The 18,507-nt window shown below is 61.8% G+C and carries 21 protein-coding genes; 20 read left to right on the top strand and 1 reads right to left on the bottom strand.

The window, feature by feature from the left end:
- Positions 1 to 32 precede the first annotated feature (32 nt).
- The 4 genes from yajC (at position 33) to BW992_RS02225 (ending at position 3,889) form a co-directional block, all read left to right on the top strand.
- Positions 33 to 368 carry a preprotein translocase subunit YajC gene (yajC, locus tag BW992_RS02240; RefSeq protein ID WP_007956696.1) on the top strand — a complete coding sequence of 112 codons (336 nt, stop codon included), beginning with the start codon at positions 33 to 35 and terminating at the stop codon, positions 366 to 368.
- Positions 369 to 431: 63 nt separating this feature from the next.
- Positions 432 to 2,300 carry a protein translocase subunit SecD gene (gene secD, locus BW992_RS02235; protein WP_072388180.1) on the top strand — a complete coding sequence of 623 codons (1,869 nt, stop codon included), beginning with the start codon at positions 432 to 434 and terminating at the stop codon, positions 2,298 to 2,300.
- Between the two features lie 9 nt (positions 2,301 to 2,309).
- Entirely contained in the window at positions 2,310 to 3,224 is a 915-nt protein-coding gene (gene secF, locus BW992_RS02230; protein ID WP_072388178.1) for a protein translocase subunit SecF, read from the top strand.
- A gap of 116 nt (positions 3,225 to 3,340) precedes the next feature.
- Positions 3,341 to 3,889 (top strand): glycine zipper 2TM domain-containing protein, encoded by a 549-nt coding sequence (locus BW992_RS02225; protein WP_072388176.1) that lies wholly within the window; start codon positions 3,341 to 3,343, stop codon positions 3,887 to 3,889.
- A gap of 355 nt (positions 3,890 to 4,244) precedes the next feature.
- On the opposite strand, the gene suhB is transcribed toward BW992_RS02225, so the two are convergent.
- Positions 4,245 to 5,063, bottom strand: a complete 819-nt coding sequence (gene suhB, locus BW992_RS02220; RefSeq protein WP_072388174.1) for a type III secretion system regulator SuhB — start codon at positions 5,061 to 5,063, stop codon at positions 4,245 to 4,247.
- Positions 5,064 to 5,207: 144 nt separating this feature from the next.
- On the opposite strand from suhB, the gene trmJ reads away from it, so the two are divergent.
- The 16 genes from trmJ to hisS all read left to right on the top strand — a co-directional run bounded on the left by trmJ (position 5,208) and on the right by hisS (position 18,486).
- The gene (gene trmJ, locus BW992_RS02215) at positions 5,208 to 5,978 is read left to right on the top strand and encodes a tRNA (cytosine(32)/uridine(32)-2'-O)-methyltransferase TrmJ (RefSeq protein ID WP_072388172.1); all 771 of its coding nucleotides are present in this window, start codon (positions 5,208 to 5,210) and stop codon (positions 5,976 to 5,978) included.
- 1 nt (position 5,979) lies between these two features.
- On the top strand, positions 5,980 to 6,756 hold the full coding sequence (gene cysE / locus BW992_RS02210; protein ID WP_072388170.1) for a serine O-acetyltransferase: 777 nt from the start codon (positions 5,980 to 5,982) through the stop codon (positions 6,754 to 6,756).
- Between the two features lie 269 nt (positions 6,757 to 7,025).
- Positions 7,026 to 7,517, top strand: a complete 492-nt coding sequence (gene iscR, locus BW992_RS02205) for a Fe-S cluster assembly transcriptional regulator IscR (RefSeq protein ID WP_024777044.1) — start codon at positions 7,026 to 7,028, stop codon at positions 7,515 to 7,517.
- 50 nt (positions 7,518 to 7,567) lie between these two features.
- Complete coding sequence (locus tag BW992_RS02200; protein WP_072388168.1) at positions 7,568 to 8,782, top strand: IscS subfamily cysteine desulfurase; 1,215 nt, start codon at positions 7,568 to 7,570, stop codon at positions 8,780 to 8,782.
- A gap of 43 nt (positions 8,783 to 8,825) precedes the next feature.
- Positions 8,826 to 9,212 (top strand): Fe-S cluster assembly scaffold IscU, encoded by a 387-nt coding sequence (gene iscU, locus BW992_RS02195; protein WP_003185157.1) that lies wholly within the window; start codon positions 8,826 to 8,828, stop codon positions 9,210 to 9,212.
- Between the two features lie 22 nt (positions 9,213 to 9,234).
- Positions 9,235 to 9,558, top strand: coding sequence for an iron-sulfur cluster assembly protein IscA (iscA, locus tag BW992_RS02190; RefSeq protein ID WP_030139597.1), 324 nt, complete (start codon positions 9,235 to 9,237; stop codon positions 9,556 to 9,558).
- Between the two features lie 8 nt (positions 9,559 to 9,566).
- Complete coding sequence (hscB, locus tag BW992_RS02185) at positions 9,567 to 10,088, top strand: co-chaperone HscB (RefSeq protein ID WP_076405490.1); 522 nt, start codon at positions 9,567 to 9,569, stop codon at positions 10,086 to 10,088.
- Between the two features lie 50 nt (positions 10,089 to 10,138).
- Positions 10,139 to 12,001 carry a Fe-S protein assembly chaperone HscA gene (hscA, locus tag BW992_RS02180; protein WP_076405488.1) on the top strand — a complete coding sequence of 621 codons (1,863 nt, stop codon included), beginning with the start codon at positions 10,139 to 10,141 and terminating at the stop codon, positions 11,999 to 12,001.
- 3 nt (positions 12,002 to 12,004) lie between these two features.
- Positions 12,005 to 12,346, top strand: coding sequence for an ISC system 2Fe-2S type ferredoxin (gene fdx, locus BW992_RS02175; RefSeq protein ID WP_008014719.1), 342 nt, complete (start codon positions 12,005 to 12,007; stop codon positions 12,344 to 12,346).
- A 14-nt stretch (positions 12,347 to 12,360) separates the two neighbouring features.
- A complete protein-coding gene (gene iscX / locus BW992_RS02170; RefSeq protein ID WP_072388162.1) occupies positions 12,361 to 12,561 on the top strand; it encodes a Fe-S cluster assembly protein IscX in 201 nt (66 codons plus the stop codon).
- A gap of 92 nt (positions 12,562 to 12,653) precedes the next feature.
- Positions 12,654 to 13,079: a nucleoside-diphosphate kinase gene (gene ndk / locus BW992_RS02165; protein WP_072388160.1), complete on the top strand. Its 426-nt coding sequence runs from the start codon at positions 12,654 to 12,656 to the stop codon at positions 13,077 to 13,079.
- 27 nt (positions 13,080 to 13,106) lie between these two features.
- The gene (rlmN, locus tag BW992_RS02160; protein WP_072388158.1) at positions 13,107 to 14,255 is read left to right on the top strand and encodes a 23S rRNA (adenine(2503)-C(2))-methyltransferase RlmN; all 1,149 of its coding nucleotides are present in this window, start codon (positions 13,107 to 13,109) and stop codon (positions 14,253 to 14,255) included.
- A 12-nt stretch (positions 14,256 to 14,267) separates the two neighbouring features.
- Complete coding sequence (gene pilW / locus BW992_RS02155; RefSeq protein ID WP_072388156.1) at positions 14,268 to 15,026, top strand: type IV pilus biogenesis/stability protein PilW; 759 nt, start codon at positions 14,268 to 14,270, stop codon at positions 15,024 to 15,026.
- Positions 15,026 to 16,060: a RodZ domain-containing protein gene (locus tag BW992_RS02150; RefSeq protein WP_076405486.1), complete on the top strand. Its 1,035-nt coding sequence runs from the start codon at positions 15,026 to 15,028 to the stop codon at positions 16,058 to 16,060. Before pilW ends, BW992_RS02150 begins: the two co-directional genes overlap by 1 nt.
- A 3-nt stretch (positions 16,061 to 16,063) precedes the next feature.
- The gene (gene ispG / locus BW992_RS02145) at positions 16,064 to 17,173 is read left to right on the top strand and encodes a flavodoxin-dependent (E)-4-hydroxy-3-methylbut-2-enyl-diphosphate synthase (protein ID WP_076405484.1); all 1,110 of its coding nucleotides are present in this window, start codon (positions 16,064 to 16,066) and stop codon (positions 17,171 to 17,173) included.
- Between the two features lie 23 nt (positions 17,174 to 17,196).
- The gene (hisS, locus tag BW992_RS02140; protein ID WP_072388150.1) at positions 17,197 to 18,486 is read left to right on the top strand and encodes a histidine--tRNA ligase; all 1,290 of its coding nucleotides are present in this window, start codon (positions 17,197 to 17,199) and stop codon (positions 18,484 to 18,486) included.
- Positions 18,487 to 18,507 lie beyond the last annotated feature (21 nt).

Raw genomic sequence — 18,507 nt, 5'->3', positions numbered from 1 at the left:
CTAAGATTCAATACTTGCAACTGGAGTGCTAAATGAGCTTTTTTATCTCTAACGCCATGGCCGATGCCGCTGCACCTGCAGCTGCGCCTATGGGTGGCGGTTTCGAGTGGATTTTCCTGGTCGGCTTCCTGGTGATTTTCTACCTGATGATCTGGCGTCCACAGGCCAAGCGCGCCAAAGAGCAGAAGAACCTGCTCAGCAGCCTGCAGAAAGGCGATGAAGTGGTGACCACCGGTGGTATCGCCGGCAAGATCACCAAAGTGGCCGACGACTTCGTGGTTCTGGAAGTGTCCGACACTGTTGAAATGAAGTTCCAGAAGGGCGCCATCGCGGCCACGCTGCCAAAAGGCACGCTGAAAGCGATCTAAGTAACAACTTCTCTTCAATCGACGGGGCGCGCAAGGCGCCCCGCGTCATAAGCGGGCGGCGTGATGCTGAACAAATACCCTCTGTGGAAATACGTACTGATCCTGGCGGTGCTGGCGGTCGGTGTGATTTATTCCGCTCCCAATCTTTACCCGGATGACCCGGCCATTCAGGTCAGTGGCGCCAGCACGGCGTTGCAGGTCACCCAGGCCGATCTGGACCGTGCGAGCGCAGCGCTCAAGGCGTCCAATATCGAGGTCAAGGCTGCGTCCATCGCCGAAAACGGCAAGGGCGGCCTGTTGCGCCTGGTCAAGGCTGAGGACCAACTGCCGGCCAAGGACGTGGTGCGCAAGGCGCTGGGCGACGAATACGTCGTGGCCCTGAACCTGGCCCAGACCACTCCGCAATGGCTGCGCAAGCTTGGCGCGCACCCCATGAAGCTGGGTCTGGACTTGTCCGGTGGTGTGCACTTCCTGCTGGAAGTGGACATGGAAAAAGCCCTCGATGCGCGAATGAAAGTCTACGAAGGCGACGTCAAGAGCCTGCTGCGCAAGGAGCGCGTGCGCTATCGCAGCCTGCCGCAGCTCGACGGTGCCATCCAGCTGGGCTTCAGCGATGAAGATGCCCGCGAGCAGGCCCGTGCGCTAATCCGCAAGAATTTCAACGATTTCGACATCGTACCGGCCGACCTCAACGGTCAGGCGGTGCTGCGTCTGGCGATGACCCCGGCCAAGCTGGCGGAAATCCGCGAATACTCCATCAAGCAGAACCTGACCACGGTGCGCAACCGGGTCAACGAGCTGGGCGTGGCCGAGCCGATCGTGCAGCGCCAGGGCGCCAACCGCATCGTGGTCGAGCTGCCAGGCGTGCAGGACACCGCCGAAGCCAAGCGTATCCTCGGCAAGACCGCCAACCTGGAGTTCCGCCTCGCCGCCGAGCCGGGCGCGTCCAAGGCCACCTCCGAGAGCTTCGAGTTCCGTGAGGGCGGCCGCCCGGCGGCACAGATCGAGCGCAGCCTGATCATCACCGGTGACCAGGTTACCGATGCCCAGGCGAGTTTCGACGAGCAGGGTCGCCCGCAGGTGAACATCCGCCTCGACGGCCACGGCGGCGAACTGATGAGCCGCGCCACGCGCAGCAACGTCGGTCGCAGCATGGCGGTGATCTTCATCGAGCAGAAGCCGATCACCACCTATACCAGGCAAGTGGTCGACGGCGTCGAGAAAGACGTCGCGGTGCAAGCCTTCAAGGAAGAGAAGAAAATCATCAGCCTGGCGACCATCCAGTCGCCGCTGGGCAGTCAGTTCCGTATCACCGGCCTGAACGGCCAGGGCGAGTCCTCGGAACTGGCCCTGCTGCTGCGTGCCGGTGGCCTGGCCGCGCCGATGTACTTCGCTGAAGAGCGTACCATCGGCCCGAGCCTGGGTGCCGACAACATCACCAAGGGTATCGATGCTTCCCTGTGGGGCATGCTGTTCGTCTCGCTGTTCATCATCGCCATCTACCGCTTCTTCGGCCTGATCGCCACGGTTGCGCTGGCGGTGAACATGGTGTTGCTGCTGGCCCTGATGTCGCTGCTTGGGGCCACGCTGACCCTGCCGGGTATCGCCGGTATCGTGCTGACCATGGGCATGGCGGTGGACGCCAACGTGCTGATCTTCTCGCGGATACGTGAAGAGATCGCCGCGGGCATGTCGATCCAGCGTGCAATCAACGAAGGCTTCGGCCGGGCATTCACCGCGATTCTCGACTCCAACCTGACCACCTTGCTGGTCGGCGGGATTCTCTTTGCCATGGGCACCGGCCCGGTAAAAGGCTTCGCAGTGACCATGTCCCTCGGGATCTTTACCTCGATGTTCACGGCCATCATGGTGACCCGCGCAATGGTCAACCTGATCTTTGGCGGACGTGACTTCAAGAAGTTGTGGATTTAAGGGGCTGCCATGTTACGTACAATCAACTTCATGGGCGTTCGCAACGTTGCGTTCGGCGTCACACTGTTCCTTACGGTTCTGGCGTTGTTCAGCTGGGCCACCAAGGGCCTGAACTACGGCCTGGACTTCACTGGCGGTACGCTTATCGAGCTGACCTACGAGCGTCCGGCCGACGTGACCAAGGTGCGCGAGCAACTGGCGACATCGGGCTACGGTGAAGCGGTCGTCCAGAGTTTTGGTGCCACCACCGACCTGTTGGTGCGTATGCCGGGCGAAGACCCGCAGCTGGGCCACCAGGTTGCCGAGGCCTTGCAGAAGGCGGGCGGCGACAACCCGGCCCAGGTCAAGCGTGTCGAGTTCGTCGGTCCGCAGGTCGGTGAAGAGCTGCGCGACCAGGGCGGCCTCGGCATGCTGATGGCGCTGGGCGGCGTGCTGCTCTACCTGGCCTTCCGCTTCCAGTGGAAGTTCGCGGTGGGCGCGATTGTCTCGCTGATCCACGACGTGATCGTGACCGTGGGTATCCTGTCGTTCTTCCAGATCACCTTCGACCTGACGGTGCTGGCGGCGGTGCTGGCGATCATCGGTTACTCCCTCAACGACACCATCGTGGTCTTCGACCGGGTGCGTGAAAACTTCCGTGTGCTGCGCAAGGCGTCCTTGATCGAGAACATCAACATCTCGACCACCCAGACGCTGCTGCGGACCATGGCGACCTCGATCTCCACCTTGCTGGCGATTGCTGCGCTGCTGTTCTTTGGTGGCGACAACCTGTTCGGTTTCTCCATCGCCCTGTTCATTGGCGTGATGGCGGGTACCTACTCGTCGATCTACATCGCCAACGTGGTGCTGATCTGGCTGAACCTGAACACCGAGGACCTGATTCCGCCCGCGGCCACCGAAACGGAAGTGGACGACCGTCCATAAGGCTTTGCCCCGTCCGTCACCGCTCAAAAGGCGCGAGTTGAACTCGCGCCTTTTTTTGTGCTCCAAGGCTGGGAGAAGCGCGGGTTAATCCCGCTTGTGATGGTCAGGAGGTTCAAGTGAACAAATCGATGCTGGTTGGTGCGGTATTGGGTGCTGTCGGTGTTACTGCCGGTGGTGCGGTCGCCACCTACAGCTTGGTAAAAAGTGGCCCTGAGTATGCGCAAGTATTGGCCGTGGAACCGGTCAAGACCCAGATCAAGACCCCGCGTGAAGTGTGCAAGGATGTCACCGTGACCCGGCAGAGACCGGTCCAGGATCAGCACCAGATCGCCGGTACCGTCCTGGGTGCCGTGGCCGGCGGCCTGTTGGGTAACCAGATCGGCGGCGGCACCGGCAAGAAGATCGCCACCGTGGCAGGTGCGGCCGGTGGTGGTTATGCCGGTAACAAGATTCAGGAAGGCATGCAGGAGCGCGACACCTACACCACCACCCAGACGCGCTGCAACACCGTCAACGACATCAGCGACAAGGTGGTCGGCTACGACGTTCGCTACGTGCTCGACGGCAAGGAAGGCAAGGTCCGCATGGATCGTGATCCGGGCAACCAGATCCCGGTGAACAAGGAAGGCCAACTGATCCTGGGGCAGAACGAACCAGCCCAGTGATCCAACCGCTACAAAAAAGCACCCTTCGGGGTGCTTTTTTGTGCCCGTGATCCACGACTCACGCCAACCCCTTGTGGGAGCGAGCTTGCTCGCGATTGCAGTGGGTCAGTCTGCATCCGTGTTCTGGGTGACATCCATTGTGGTGGGGGGATTTATCCCCGCCTGGGCTGCGTAGCAGCCCCCTCCACAAGCAGCCGATTCAATTGCCTGACATACCGGGTTGCCAGCATTTAGGGCCGCTTCGCGTGCCAGCGGGGATAAATCCCCTCGCCGCAAAGGGAGTTGCTTGCATGGGCAGGTTCTGGCAGGCATAAAAAAAGCACCCCGAAAGGTGCTTTTTCTATAGCCGGGCTGCTTAGCGCTTCAGCGAAGCCGGCAGATGTGGCTGGATAGCAGTGAGCACAGCCTTGAAGCATTTGGTATTGCCGGCAACGATATGGCCTTTTTCAAGGAAATCGTGGCCGCCGGTGAAATCACTCACCAGGCCGCCTGCTTCCTGGATCAGCAGGGCGCCTGCCGCCATGTCCCACTCGGACAGGCCCGACTCCCAGAACGCATCGAAACGGCCCGCAGCCACATAAGCCAGGTCCAGGCTCGCGGCACCGGCGCGGCGGATGCCGGCGGTCTGGCCGACCAGGGCGCGGAACATGCCCAGGTAGTTGTCCAGGTTGTCCATCTGGTCATCGCGGAACGGGAAGCCGGTACCCAGCAGGGCGCCGTCCAGGCTGGTGCGGCCGCTGACGCGCAGGCGCCGACCGTTCAACTGGGCGCCACGGCCACGGCTGGCGGTGAATTCTTCCTGGCGAACCGGATCCAGCACGACGGCGTGTTCCAGGCGGCCACGGTATTTGCAGGCGATGCTGACAGCGAAATGAGGAATGCCACGCAGGAAGTTGGTGGTGCCGTCCAGCGGATCGATGATCCACAGGTACTCTTCACCCTCGATGCCGGTACCGGCGTGCATGCCAGTCTCTTCACCCATGATCGAGTGGTTCGGGTAAGCCTTGCGCAGGGCGTCGACGATTTTCTGTTCGGCGGCGCGGTCCACCTCGGACACATAGTCCTTGGCGTCTTTTTCATCGACCTTGATGGTATCCAGGCGCTCGATGGAGCGGAAGATCAGTTCACTGGCGCTGCGGGCGGCGCGCAGCGCGATATTCAGCATGGGCTGCATGGATGTGTCACCTAAGGTTGTTAAAGAAAGCCGCGCATTCTATCAGAAACTTTTCCGAGGAGAAGGTTGGCGTTCGCTTTCATAGCTTAACGGTAGGTGCTTAGGTAAGATTTGCTCCCTTTATCGTGTTCGAGAGCGCCTCCCTTGTTGCAGAACATTCGTGTCGTCCTGGTCAATACCAGCCATCCGGGAAACATCGGCGGGGCTGCGCGGGCCATGAAGAACATGGGCCTGTCGCGCCTGGTGCTGGTCGAGCCTCGCTCGTTTCCGCACCATGAAGCCGATGCCCGGGCGTCCGGCGCCGGTGACATCCTGGCCAGTGCCCAGGTCGTCGCCACCCTGGAGGATGCCCTGGTGGGTTGCAGCCTGGTGCTGGGCACCAGCGCCCGTGATCGCCGTATCCCATGGCCGCTGCTCGACCCCCGCGAGTGCGGGACAAAAGTGGTCGAGGAGGCCGCGCAGGGCGTCGAGATCGCCCTGGTGTTCGGCCGCGAAGATTCCGGCCTGACCAACGAAGAGCTGCAGCGATGTCATTTCCACGTGCATATCCCTTCCGACCCCGGGTTCAGCTCCCTGAACCTCGGGGCGGCGGTGCAGGTGTTGAGTTATGAAGTGCGCATGGCCTGGCTGGCCGCCGAAGGCAAGCCAAGCAAGGTCGAAAAATTCGAGGCGACGTCGCCGCGCAGTGAGACACTGGCGACCATGGATGAGCTGGAGCGATTCTATGAACACCTGGAGCAGACCCTGGTGGATATCGAATTCCTCGACCCGGAAAAGCCGCGGCACTTGATGGCGCGCCTGCGTCGGTTGTACGGACGAAGCTCGGTCAGCCGAGCGGAGATGAATATATTGCGCGGCATCCTCACGGAAACCCAGAAAGCGGCCCGTGGCGAGCTGATTAAGCGGAAGGAATAAAATGTTCGATCGTTTGCGTGAAGATATCCAAAGCGTTTTCCATCGTGACCCGGCGGCGCGCAACGCCTTTGAAGTGCTGACCTGCTACCCGGGAATGCACGCGATCTGGATCCACCGCCTGTCCGGCGCGTTGTGGAACATGGGCTGGAAGTGGCTGGCGCGGCTGGTCTCGAACTTCGGTCGCTGGCTCACCGGCATCGAGATTCATCCGGGCGCCAAGGTCGGTCGCCGGTTCTTCATCGACCACGGCATGGGCATCGTCATTGGCGAGACCGCCGAGATCGGCGACGACGTGACGCTGTACCAGGGTGTCACCCTGGGCGGCACCAGCTGGAACAAGGGCAAGCGCCACCCGACCCTGGGTGATGGCGTGGTGGTGGGTGCCGGTGCCAAGGTGCTGGGGCCGTTCACTGTGGGCGCAGGGGCGAAGGTCGGCTCCAATGCCGTGGTGACCAAGGCGGTGCCGCCTGGTGCCACCGTGGTGGGGATTCCGGGGCGGATCATCGTCAAAACCGATGACGAGCAGGATGCTCGCCGCAAGGCCATGGCCGAGAAGATCGGCTTCGATGCCTATGGTGTCGGCGAAGACATGCCCGACCCGGTGGCCCGCGCCATCAATCAACTGCTCGATCACCTGCAGGCCGTCGATGGGCGCCTGGAGGGGATGTGCGGCGCCCTGAAGGACCTGGGCAGTAATTACTGTGCCAAGGACCTGCCTGAGCTGCGCGAAGAGGATTTCGCCTGCGTGAAGGACAAGGACGAAACCCGGGCCAGCTAAAGCCGGCTGGTCTCATCGCGAGCGAGCTCGCTCCCACACGGGATCTGTGGTGTGCGCCCATTGTGCATCCACCGAAGCCCTCCCTGATGGGAGCGAGCTTGTTCGCGATAAACCACAACGCGGTATCGCTGGTCGCCACCGGCCAGCCTTTGCTATCATGCGCGCGCTCTTTCGCGGGTAAACCTGAGTAACCTACTAGGTCTTATACTTGACTTAAACACTCGGGAATTGCATACTCGCCCCCATTCCGAACTCCGTGGTAATTGTCCATGCGACTGACTACAAAAGGCCGATACGCCGTGACCGCGATGCTGGACCTGGCATTGCATGCGCAGCACGGGCCGGTGTCCCTGGCCGATATCTCCGAGCGCCAGGGCATTTCCCTGTCCTATCTTGAACAACTGTTCGCCAAGCTGCGCCGCAGCAACCTGGTTTCCAGCGTGCGTGGTCCCGGTGGCGGTTATCAACTGTCGCGTGACATGCAGGGCATCCAGGTCGCCCAGGTGATCGACGCCGTGAACGAATCGGTCGATGCGACCAAATGCCAGGGGCTGGGCGATTGCCATGGCGGCGATACTTGCCTGACCCACCATCTGTGGTGCGACCTGAGCCTGCAGATCCACGAATTTCTGAGCGGTATCAGCTTGGCTGACCTTGTCACCCGCCGTGAGGTGCAGGAAGTAGCCCAGCGTCAGGACCAGCGCCGTTGCAATGGCAAGGCGCCGCACCTGGACAAGATTGAAGCGTCCGCCGTCGAATGACTGCCGCAGAGCAAGCGGAACGCCAGCCAGCCTGATTTAGGAGAGAGTCCATGAAATTGCCGATTTACCTTGATTACTCTGCGACCACCCCGGTTGATCCGCGTGTCGCGCAAAAAATGAGTGAATGCCTGCTGGTCGACGGAAACTTCGGCAACCCGGCGTCCCGCTCCCACGTGTTCGGCTGGAAGGCCGAGGAAGCGGTCGAGAATGCCCGTCGCCAGGTCGCCGACCTGGTCAACGCCGACCCGCGTGAAATCGTCTGGACCTCCGGTGCCACCGAGTCGGACAACCTGGCAATCAAGGGTGTCGCGCATTTCTATCACACCAAGGGCAAGCACCTGATCACCTCCAAGATCGAGCACAAGGCGGTCCTGGACACTACGCGCCAGCTGGAGCGTGAAGGTTTCGAAGTCACCTACATCGAGCCAGGTGAAGACGGCCTGATCACCCCGGCCATGGTCGAAGCCGCGCTGCGTGAAGACACCATCCTGGTTTCGATCATGCACGTTAACAACGAAATCGGCACCATCAACGACATCGCGGCCATCGGCGAACTGACCCGTTCCAAGGGCGTCCTGTTCCATGTCGACGCGGCCCAGTCCACCGGCAAGGTCGACATCGACCTGTCGAAGCTCAAGGTCGACCTGATGTCCTTCTCGGCCCACAAGACCTACGGTCCCAAGGGTATCGGCGCGCTGTATGTCAGCCGCAAGCCACGGGTTCGCCTGGAAGCCACCATGCATGGCGGTGGTCACGAGCGCGGCATGCGTTCCGGCACCCTGGCGACCCACCAGATCGTCGGCATGGGCGAAGCCTTCCGCGTCGCCAAGGAAGATATGGCTGCCGAAAACGTGCGCATCAAGGCCCTGAGCGAGCGCTTCTTCAAGCAGGTCGAGCACCTGGAAGAGCTCTACGTAAACGGCAGCATGACCGCCCGCGTACCGCACAACCTGAACTTGAGCTTCAACTATGTCGAAGGCGAGTCGCTGATCATGGCGCTCAAGGACCTGGCCGTGTCGTCCGGTTCGGCCTGCACCTCGGCTTCCCTGGAGCCGTCGTACGTACTGCGCGCCTTGGGCCGCAACGACGAACTGGCCCACAGCTCGATCCGCTTCACCTTCGGCCGCTTCACCACCGAAGAAGAAATCGATTATGCCGCGCAGAAAGTCTGCGAGGCAGTGACCAAGCTGCGCGCCTTGTCGCCGCTTTGGGACATGTACAAAGACGGCGTCGATATTTCGAAAATCGAATGGGCGGCGCACTGAGAAGTCGCCACCAGAGCGGCTCCACTGATGAGGATTGAAGCAAATGGCATATAGCGAAAAGGTCATCGACCACTACGAGAACCCGCGCAACGTCGGCAAGATGGACGCGCAGGATCCTGATGTCGGCACCGGCATGGTCGGTGCACCGGCTTGCGGCGACGTAATGCGCCTGCAGATCAAGGTCAACGAGCAAGGCATCATCGAAGACGCCAAGTTCAAGACCTACGGCTGCGGTTCGGCCATTGCGTCCAGTTCCCTGGCCACCGAGTGGATGAAGGGCAAGACCCTTGATGAAGCCGAAACCATCAAGAACACCCAGCTGGCTGAAGAGCTGGCCCTGCCGCCGGTGAAGATCCACTGCTCGGTACTCGCCGAAGACGCCATCAAGGCCGCCGTTCGCGATTACAAGCAGAAGAAAGGCTTGATCTGATCTGTACAGGTAAGGAGTTTCCATGGCTATCCAGATGACAGAAGCGGCAGCTAAGCATGTGCAGCGCTCCCTGGCGGGGCGCGGCAAGGGCGAGGGTATCCGCCTGGGTGTTCGCACCACGGGCTGCTCTGGCCTTGCCTACGTACTGGAATTCGTCGACGAAGTGGGCGAAGACGACCAGGTTTTCGAGAGTCATGGTCAGAAAGTGATCATCGATCCGAAGAGCCTGACGTACCTGGACGGCACCGAGCTGGATTTCGTCAAGGAAGGGTTGAACGAAGGCTTCAAGTTCAACAACCCCAACGTACGCGGTGAATGTGGCTGCGGCGAAAGCTTCAACATCTGAGGCGGCTCGTGGGTACTCCTTGTCATTTTGCGTTGTTCCAGTTGCAGCCAGGTTTCAGCCTGGATCTCGACGAGCTGTCTGCGCGTTATCTCGAACTGGCCCGTGGCGTCCATCCGGATCGCTTCGCCGATGCCTCCGAGGCTGAGCAGCGCCGGGCGCTCGAGCAATCCGCGAACCTCAACGAGGCCTACCAGACGCTCAAGAACCCTGCCAAGCGCGCGCGATACCTGCTCGCCATCAGTGGTCATGAGCTGCCCCTGGAAGTCACGGTGCACGACCCCGAGTTTCTTCTGCAGCAGATGCAGTGGCGCGAAGAGCTCGAGGACCTGCACGACAGCGCCGACCTGGCAGGCGTCGCGGCGTTCAAGCGCCGCCTCAAGGACGCCCAGCAAACCCTGAACGAAAGCTTCGCAGCCTGTTGGAACGATGCTGCGCAACGCGAACAGGCCGAGCGCCTGATGCGGCGCATGCAGTTCCTCGACAAGCTCACCTATGAAGTGCGCCAGCTCGAAGAGCGCCTCGACGATTAACCCAGTGCCGCTCCGGTCGCACGCCTGATTACAGATAAGTCCTGATCACGATGGCCCTACTGCAGATCGCCGAACCCGGCCAAAGTCCACAACCGCACCAGCGTCGGCTGGCTGTCGGAATCGACTTGGGTACCACCAATTCCCTGGTCGCTGCAGTGCGCAGCGGCCTTTCCGAGCCGCTGGCCGACGAGCGCGGCCAGGTCATCCTGCCGTCCGCCGTGCGATATCACGCCGACCGCGTCGAAGTGGGCGAAGAGGCCAAGCTGGCCGCGGCCACCGATCCGTTCAATACCATTGTGTCAGTCAAGCGTCTGATGGGGCGGGGTCTGTCTGACGTCAAGCAATTGGGCGACCAACTGCCGTACCGCTTCGTGGGCGGCGAATCGCACATGCCGTTCATCGAAACCGTACAGGGGCCGAAAAGCCCGGTAGAGGTTTCCGCCGACATCCTCAAGGTCCTGCGCCAAAGGGCCGAGGCCGCCCTCGGCGGTGAGCTGGTAGGGGCGGTCATCACTGTTCCGGCTTATTTCGATGACGCCCAACGCCAGGCCACGAAGGACGCGGCCAAGCTCGCCGGCCTCAATGTGCTGCGCCTGCTGAACGAGCCCACCGCGGCTGCGGTGGCGTACGGCCTGGACCAGCATGCCGAAGGCCTCGTCGCCATCTATGACCTGGGCGGCGGCACGTTCGATATCTCGATCCTGCGCCTGACGGGCGGTGTCTTCGAAGTACTGGCCACCGGCGGCGACAGCGCCTTGGGCGGCGATGATTTCGACCATGCCATCGCTGGCTGGATCATCGAGCAGGCGGGCCTGTCCGCTGACCTCGACCCGGGCGCGCAACGTCATTTGCTGCAAACCGCCTGTGCGGCGAAGGAAGCCTTGACCGATGCCGCCGTGGTTGAAGTCGCTTACGGCGACTGGAAGGCCTCGCTGACCCGCGAAGTCTTCGATGCCCTGATCGAACCCATGGTGGCCCGCAGCCTTAAGGCCTGCCGCCGCGCCGTGCGCGATTCCGGCGTGGAGCTCGAAGACGTCAAGGCCGTGGTCATGGTGGGCGGTTCGACCCGCGTGCCTCGGGTTCGCGAAGCCGTCGCCGAGGCCTTTGGCCGCCAGCCGCTGACGGAAATCGACCCGGACCAGGTGGTCGCCATTGGCGCCGCGATCCAGGCCGATACCCTGGCCGGCAACAAGCGCGATGGCGGCGAACTGCTGTTGCTCGACGTGATTCCGCTGTCCCTGGGCCTGGAAACCATGGGCGGCCTGATGGAGAAGGTGATTCCGCGTAATACCACCATCCCCGTCGCCCGCGCCCAGGACTTCACGACTTATAAAGACGGCCAGTCGGCCATGATGATCCATGTGCTGCAAGGCGAGCGTGAGCTCATCAGCGACTGCCGCTCCCTGGCGCGCTTCGAATTGCGCGGCATTCCAGCCATGGTGGCTGGCGCGGCAAAGATCCGCGTCACCTTCCAGGTCGACGCCGATGGCCTGCTCAATGTCTCCGCCCGCGAGCTGGGTTCGGGCGTCGAGGCGAGCATCCAGGTCAAGCCGTCCTATGGCCTGACCGACGGCGAAATTGCCCGCATGCTCAAGGATTCGTTCCAGCACGCCGGCGACGACAAGGTGGCCCGCGTACTGCGCGAGCAGCAAGTGGATGCCCAGCGCCTGATCGAGGCCGTGCAGGGCGCCCTTGAAGCGGACGGCGAGCGTTTGCTCGACGCCGAAGAGCGCATGGTCATCGAGCTGCAGATGCAGGAATTGTCCGAATTGATCAAGGGTACCGATGGCCATGCCATCGAGCAGCAGACCAAGCGTCTGTCGCAAGTCACCGATGCCTTTGCCGCCCGCCGCCTGGACTCGACGGTCAAGGCCGCCCTGGCGGGGCGCAACCTGAATGAAATCGAGGAGTAATTGATGCCACAGGTGATTTTCCTGCCCCACGAGAAGTTCTGCCCCGAGGGCATGGTTGTGGAGGCTGAACCTGGGATCTCCATCCTTGAGCTCGCCCATGAGCACCATATCGAAATGGAAAGTGCCTGCGGCGGCGTCTGCGCTTGCACCACTTGCCATTGCATCATCCGTGAAGGCTTCGACTCGCTGGAAGAGGCGGACGAACTGGAAGAGGACTTCCTCGACCGGGCCTGGGGGCTGGAGGCGCAATCGCGCCTTGGCTGCCAGGCTATCGTCGGTACGGAAGACCTGACCGTCGAAATCCCCAAATACTCGCTCAACCACGCTGCCGAAGCGCCGCACTGATCCGGGAATCCAACATGAGTCTGAAATGGGTTGATGTGCTGGAGATTGCGATCCAGCTGGCCGAGACCAAGCCTGATGTAGACCCGCGTTACGTGAACTTCGTCGATCTGCACCAGTGGGTGCTGGCCTTGCCGGAGTTCAGCGATGATCCGTCCCGTGGCGGCGAGAAAGTGCTTGAGGCCATTCAAGCCGCCTGGATCGAAGAAGCAGATTGAGTCTGTACTGTACGCAGTTAGGCAATACCCGATAACCCGCGTATAATTCGCGGGTTTAATTTTTCGCAAATTACCGTTTCTGGAGTTACACCATGGCTGTTCAACGTACTTTTTCCATCATCAAGCCTGACGCCGTTGCTAAAAACGTGATCGGCAAGATCGTCACCCGCTTCGAAGACGCCGGCCTGCGCGTTGTCGCTTCGAAAATGAAGCAACTGTCCAAGGCCGAAGCCGAAGGCTTCTACGCTGAGCACAGCGCCCGCGGTTTCTTCGGCGAGCTGGTTGCCTTCATGACCTCCGGTCCGGTTGTCGTTCAGGTGCTGGAAGGCGAAAACGCCATCGCTCGCAACCGTGAGCTGATGGGCGCCACCAACCCTAAGGAAGCTGCTCCAGGCACCATCCGCGCTGACTTCGCCGAGTCCATCGACGCCAACGCCGTCCACGGTTCGGACTCCGAAGCCGCCGCTGCTCGCGAAATCGCCTACTTTTTCGCCGCTACTGAAGTAACCACTCGCTAAGTAAAGCTGGTGAGTGAGGGTGAGACCATGACTGCATCGATCGGCAAGACTAACCTGTTGGGTCTGACCCAGCCGGAAATGGAGAAATTCTTCGACTCAATCGGGGAGAAGCGTTTCCGTGCCGGTCAGGTAATGAAATGGATCCACCACTTTGGCGTCGACGATTTCGACGCCATGACGAATGTCGGCAAGGCCCTGCGCGAAAAGCTCAAGGCCGTTGCCGAGATTCGTGGTCCCGAAGTGGTCAGCCAGGACATTTCCAGCGACGGTACCCGCAAGTGGGTCGTGCGCGTGGCGTCCGGCAGCTGCGTCGAGACCGTCTACATTCCCCAGGGCAAGCGCGGCACCTTGTGCGTTTCGTCCCAGGCAGGCTGTGCCCTGGACTGCAGTTTCTGCTCCACCGGCAAGCAAGGCTTCAATAGCAACCTCACCGCCGCCGAAGTGATCGGCCAGGTGTGGATCGCGAACAAATCCTTTGGCAGCGTCCCGGCGACCGTCGACCGTGCCATCACCAACGTGGTGATGATGGGCATGGGTGAGCCGCTGCTGAACTTCGACAACGTCGTTGCCGCCATGCACCTGATGATGGACGACCTGGGCTACGGCATCTCCAAGCGCCGCGTGACCCTGTCCACCTCCGGCGTGGTGCCGATGATCGATGAGCTGGCCAAGCACATCGACGTTTCCCTGGCGTTGTCGCTGCACGCACCCAATGACGCATTGCGTAACCAATTGGTGCCGATCAACAAGAAGTATCCGCTTAAGATGCTGCTGGACTCGTGCCAGCGCTACATGTCGGCCTTGGGTGAAAAGCGTGTGCTCACCATTGAGTACACCCTGCTCAAGGATGTGAACGACAAAGTCGAGCACGCGGTCGAGATGATCGAACTGCTCAAGAATATTCCGTGCAAGATCAACCTGATCCCGTTCAACCCGTTCCCGCACTCCGGTTACGAGCGTCCGAGCAACAATGCGATTCGTCGCTTCCAGGATCAGCTTCATCACGCCGGCTTCAACGTCACCGTCCGCACTACCCGCGGCGAAGACATCGATGCGGCGTGTGGTCAATTGGTAGGGCAGGTGCTGGATCGCACCCGTCGCAGCGAACGCTACATTGCCGTGCGCGAATTGAACGCCGCCGACGATGTGGCGCAGAACGCTGCGAACAGCCACTAAGAGAGGAACTCTATGTCCTTGCGCTTCGCGCTGCTGTTGCTGTTGGCCGGGCTTTGCTCCGGTTGTGTCCTGTCGGGCGACTACAACCCGATGAAGACCAGCAAGGGGCGCGACGAGGCGCGCGAGGCCTATGTGCAGCTGGGCATCGGCTACCTGCAGCAGGGCATGACCGAACGGGCCAAGGTTCCGCTCAAGAAGGCCCTGGAGCTGGACAGTTCCGATGCCGATGCCAACGCGGCCCTGGCCCTGGTATTCCAGGCCGAGCTGGAACCCGAGCTGGCCGACGAGCATTTTCGCAAGGCGTTGTCCGCCCGGCCTCAGGATGCTCGGATCCTGAACAACTACGGCAGCTTCCTTTACGAGCAACAACGTTACAAAGAGGCCTACGAGCGCTTCGAGCAGGCCGCCGCCGATACCCTTTATCCTGAGCGTTCGCGGGTTTTCGAGAACCTTGGCATGACGGCCGCCAAGCTCGGCCAGCGCGATCTGGCCCGCCAGCAGCTGGAAAAGGCGCTGCGGCTCAACCGCCAGCAGCCCCGGGCCTTGCTGGAAATGGCTGAGTTGTCTTACGAAGACAGGCATTATGTGCCGGCGCGCGACTATTACGAGCGTTTTAGCCTGCTCAGCGAGCAAAATGCACGTAGTCTATTGCTCGGCGTTCGGCTGGCCCATGTGTTTGAAGATCGCGACAAGGCCGCAAGTTATGGCCTGCAACTCAAAAGACTCTATCCCGGTACGCCGGAATATCAGCAATACCTGTCGGAGCAATGATGAAAGCGGCGCATCCTGAAGTTGTAGCAGCGACTCGCGTAAATCCCGGTGAGACCCTGCGTCAAGCCCGCGAAAGCAATGGTTGGTCGCTGGCCCAAGTGGCCCTCAAGCTCAATCTCACCGTGGCTTCCCTGAGCAACCTGGAAGCGGGTGCGTTCGACAAGCTGCCAGGGCATACCTTTGCCCGGGGCTACATCCGTGCCTACGCCAAGTTGCTCGACATGGACCAGACCGTACTGGTCCAGCAATTCGACCAGTACACCGGTTCCGACGCCCAAGGCAGCAGCGTACACAGCCTGGGCCGCATCGAGGAGCCGGTGCGTGTTTCCCACACTATTTTGCGAATCGTCAGCCTGTTGTTGCTGATCGCGGTGATCGGCGGCGGTTTCGTCTGGTGGCAGGATCAGACCTCCCTGCGCACCAAGGAACCGGTGACCATGGCCCCCGAGCATGTGGAAGTGGAGGGGGCCGACGGCACCACCCGGATCCATCCGCTGGACGAGCCGGAAGACCAGGCCGTGCTGGAGGGCCAGGCGGAGGGCGAAACCAGCCTGGCGCTGCCGCAGGGTCAGGACGGTGCCGATGCCGAGGCCGGCGCCGAGCCAAGCGTGCCTGCGACACCAATCGCTCCGGCCGCGCCAGCCACGCCTGCACCCGGTACCAGCGCGCCGGTTGCCCCGGCCCCGGCCACCCCTGCAGCGCCCGCTCCTGCACCGGCCATCCCGACCCCGACCGTGGCGGCTCCGACTGCGCCGGCTACGCCTTCCGCTGCGCCCGTGGCACCTGCCGCCGGCGAAGGCCAGGTACAGATTCAATTCACGGCCGATTGCTGGACGCAGATCACCGACGGCAACGGCAAGGTGCTGTTCAGCGGCCTCAAGCGCAAGGGCGACAGCACCTCAGTCAATGGCAAGCCACCCTTTGCCGTACGCCTGGGCTATGCCCGTGGCGCGCAGGTCAGCTACAACGGCCAGCCGGTCGACGTGGCTCCGTTCACCACTGGCGAGACTGCTCGCCTGAAGCTGGGTCAATAAGTCATGCACGGCGAATCTCCAATCAAACGTCGCGAATCCCGCAAGATCTGGGTCGGTAACGTGCCCGTGGGCGGCGATGCGCCTATCGCTGTGCAGAGCATGACCAACAGCGACACCAACGACGTGGCCGCCACGGTCGCGCAGATCCATCGCCTGGAAGCCGCCGGCGTCGACATTGTGCGGGTTTCCGTGCCGGACATGGACGCCGCCGAGGCGTTCGGCAGGATCAAGCAACTGGTCAAGGTGCCCCTGGTGGCCGACATCCACTTCGACTACCGCATCGCCTTGCGCGTGGCCGAGTTGGGCGTCGATTGCCTGCGCATCAATCCGGGCAACATCGGCCGCGAAGACCGCGTGCGCGCCGTGGTGGATGCGGCCCGCGACCGGGGCATCCCGATCCGCATCGGCGTCAACGCCGGTTCCCTGGAAAAAGACCTGCAGAAGAAATACGGCGAACCGACCCCGGCCGCGCTGGTGGAGTCGGCCCTGCGTCATGTGGAGCACCTTGAGCGCCTTAATTTTCCGGACTTCAAGGTGAGCGTGAAGGCCTCCGACGTGTTCATGGCCGTCGAGGCCTACCGTCTGCTGGCCAAGGAAATCGTCCAGCCGCTGCACCTGGGCATCACCGAAGCCGGCGGGTTGCGTTCGGGCACGGTGAAATCCGCCGTCGGCCTCGGTATGCTGCTCGCCGAAGGGATTGGCGATACCATCCGCATCTCGTTGGCGGCCGATCCGGTCGAGGAAGTGAAAGTCGGCTACGACATCCTCAAGTCCCTGCACCTGCGTTCCCGTGGGATCAACTTCATTGCCTGCCCGAGTTGCTCGCGGCAGAACTTCGATGTGGTCAAGACCATGAACGAGCTGGAAGGGCGCCTGGAAGACCTGCTGGTGCCACTGGATGTCGCGGTGATCGGTTGCGTGGTCAACGGGCCGGGCGAAGCCAAGGAGGCGCATATCGGCCTTACCGGCGGTACCCCGAATCTGATTTACATCGACGGCAAGCCGTCGCAGAAACTGACGAATGACAATCTGGTGGACGAGCTGGAAAAGCTGATCCGCGAGAAGGCGGCCGAAAAGGTCGAAGCCGACGCAGCGGTCATCGCACGCGGCTGATCGAACGAATTTAAGGAAATTCTGTGAGCAAGTCCCTGCAAGCCATCCGTGGCATGAACGACATCCTGCCCGAACAGACGCCCCTGTGGCGCTATTTCGAGGGCACCGTGGCGCGTTTGCTGGATAACTACGGTTACCGGCAGATCCGCATGCCGATCGTCGAGTTCACCGAGCTGTTCAAGCGCTCCATCGGTGAAGTGACCGATATCGTCGAAAAAGAGATGTACACCTTCGAGGACCGCAACGGCGACTCGCTGACCCTGCGCCCCGAAGGCACGGCGGCCTGCGTGCGCGCGGTCCTGGAGCATGGCATCACCGGCGGTGGCCAGGTGCAGAAGCTCTGGTACGTCGGCCCGATGTTCCGTCACGAGCGCCCGCAGAAAGGCCGCTATCGCCAGTTCCACCAGATCGGTCTCGAGGTGTTCAACCTCGAAGGGCCGGACATCGACGCCGAACTGATCGTGCTGACCTGGCGCCTGTGGGGCGAGCTGGGGCTGCGTGATGCGGTCAAGCTCGAGCTCAACAGCCTGGGCACCAGTGAATCCCGCGCTCGCTATCGCGAAGCGCTGGTGGAGTTCCTCTCCGCCCACCTGGACAAGCTCGACGAAGACAGCCAGCGCCGCCTCAAGACCAACCCGCTGCGCGTACTGGACACCAAGAACGCCGATACCCAGGCGATCCTGGCCGATGCACCGAAGATGGCCGATTACCTCGACGACGAGTCCCGTGCGCATTTCGAAGGGCTGAAGGCGCGTCTCGACGCTGTCGGCATTCCCTACGTGATCAACCCCAAGCTGGTGCGTGGCCTGGATTACTACAGCAAGACCGTTTTCGAATGGGTCACCGACAAGCTCGGCGCCCAGGGCACCGTATGCGCCGGCGGCCGGTACGACGGGCTGGTGGAGCAGATGGGCGGCAAGCCCACCCCCGGCGTGGGTTTTGCCATGGGTATCGAGCGCCTGGTGCTGATGCTCGAAGCGTTGGACAAAGTGCCTGAAGAGCTGGCCCGCCAGGTCGACGTCTATCTCTGCGCCTTCGGCGAAGCGGCGGAACTGGCGGCCCTGGCCCTGAGCGAGCGGATCCGCGACCAGGTGCCCAACCTGCGCCTGCAGGTCAATGCCGGCGCCGGCAGTTTCAAGAGCCAGTTCAAGAAGGCCGACAAGAGCGGTGCGCTGTACGCACTGATTCTGGGTGACGACGAACTGGCCCAACAAGTGGTAGGTTTCAAACCCCTGCGTGGCCAGGGCGAACAACAAAGCATTGCCTGGGATGCGCTTGCTGCACACCTGGCCACCTGCGTCGTGCAGGGTTGAAGCTGTCAAACAGCCGATTTA

Origin of the sequence: Pseudomonas sp. 7SR1, from assembly GCF_900156465.1 — a bacterium.
Classification (GTDB): domain Bacteria; phylum Pseudomonadota; class Gammaproteobacteria; order Pseudomonadales; family Pseudomonadaceae; genus Aquipseudomonas.
This window is presented reverse-complemented; position numbering and strand designations above follow the sequence as displayed.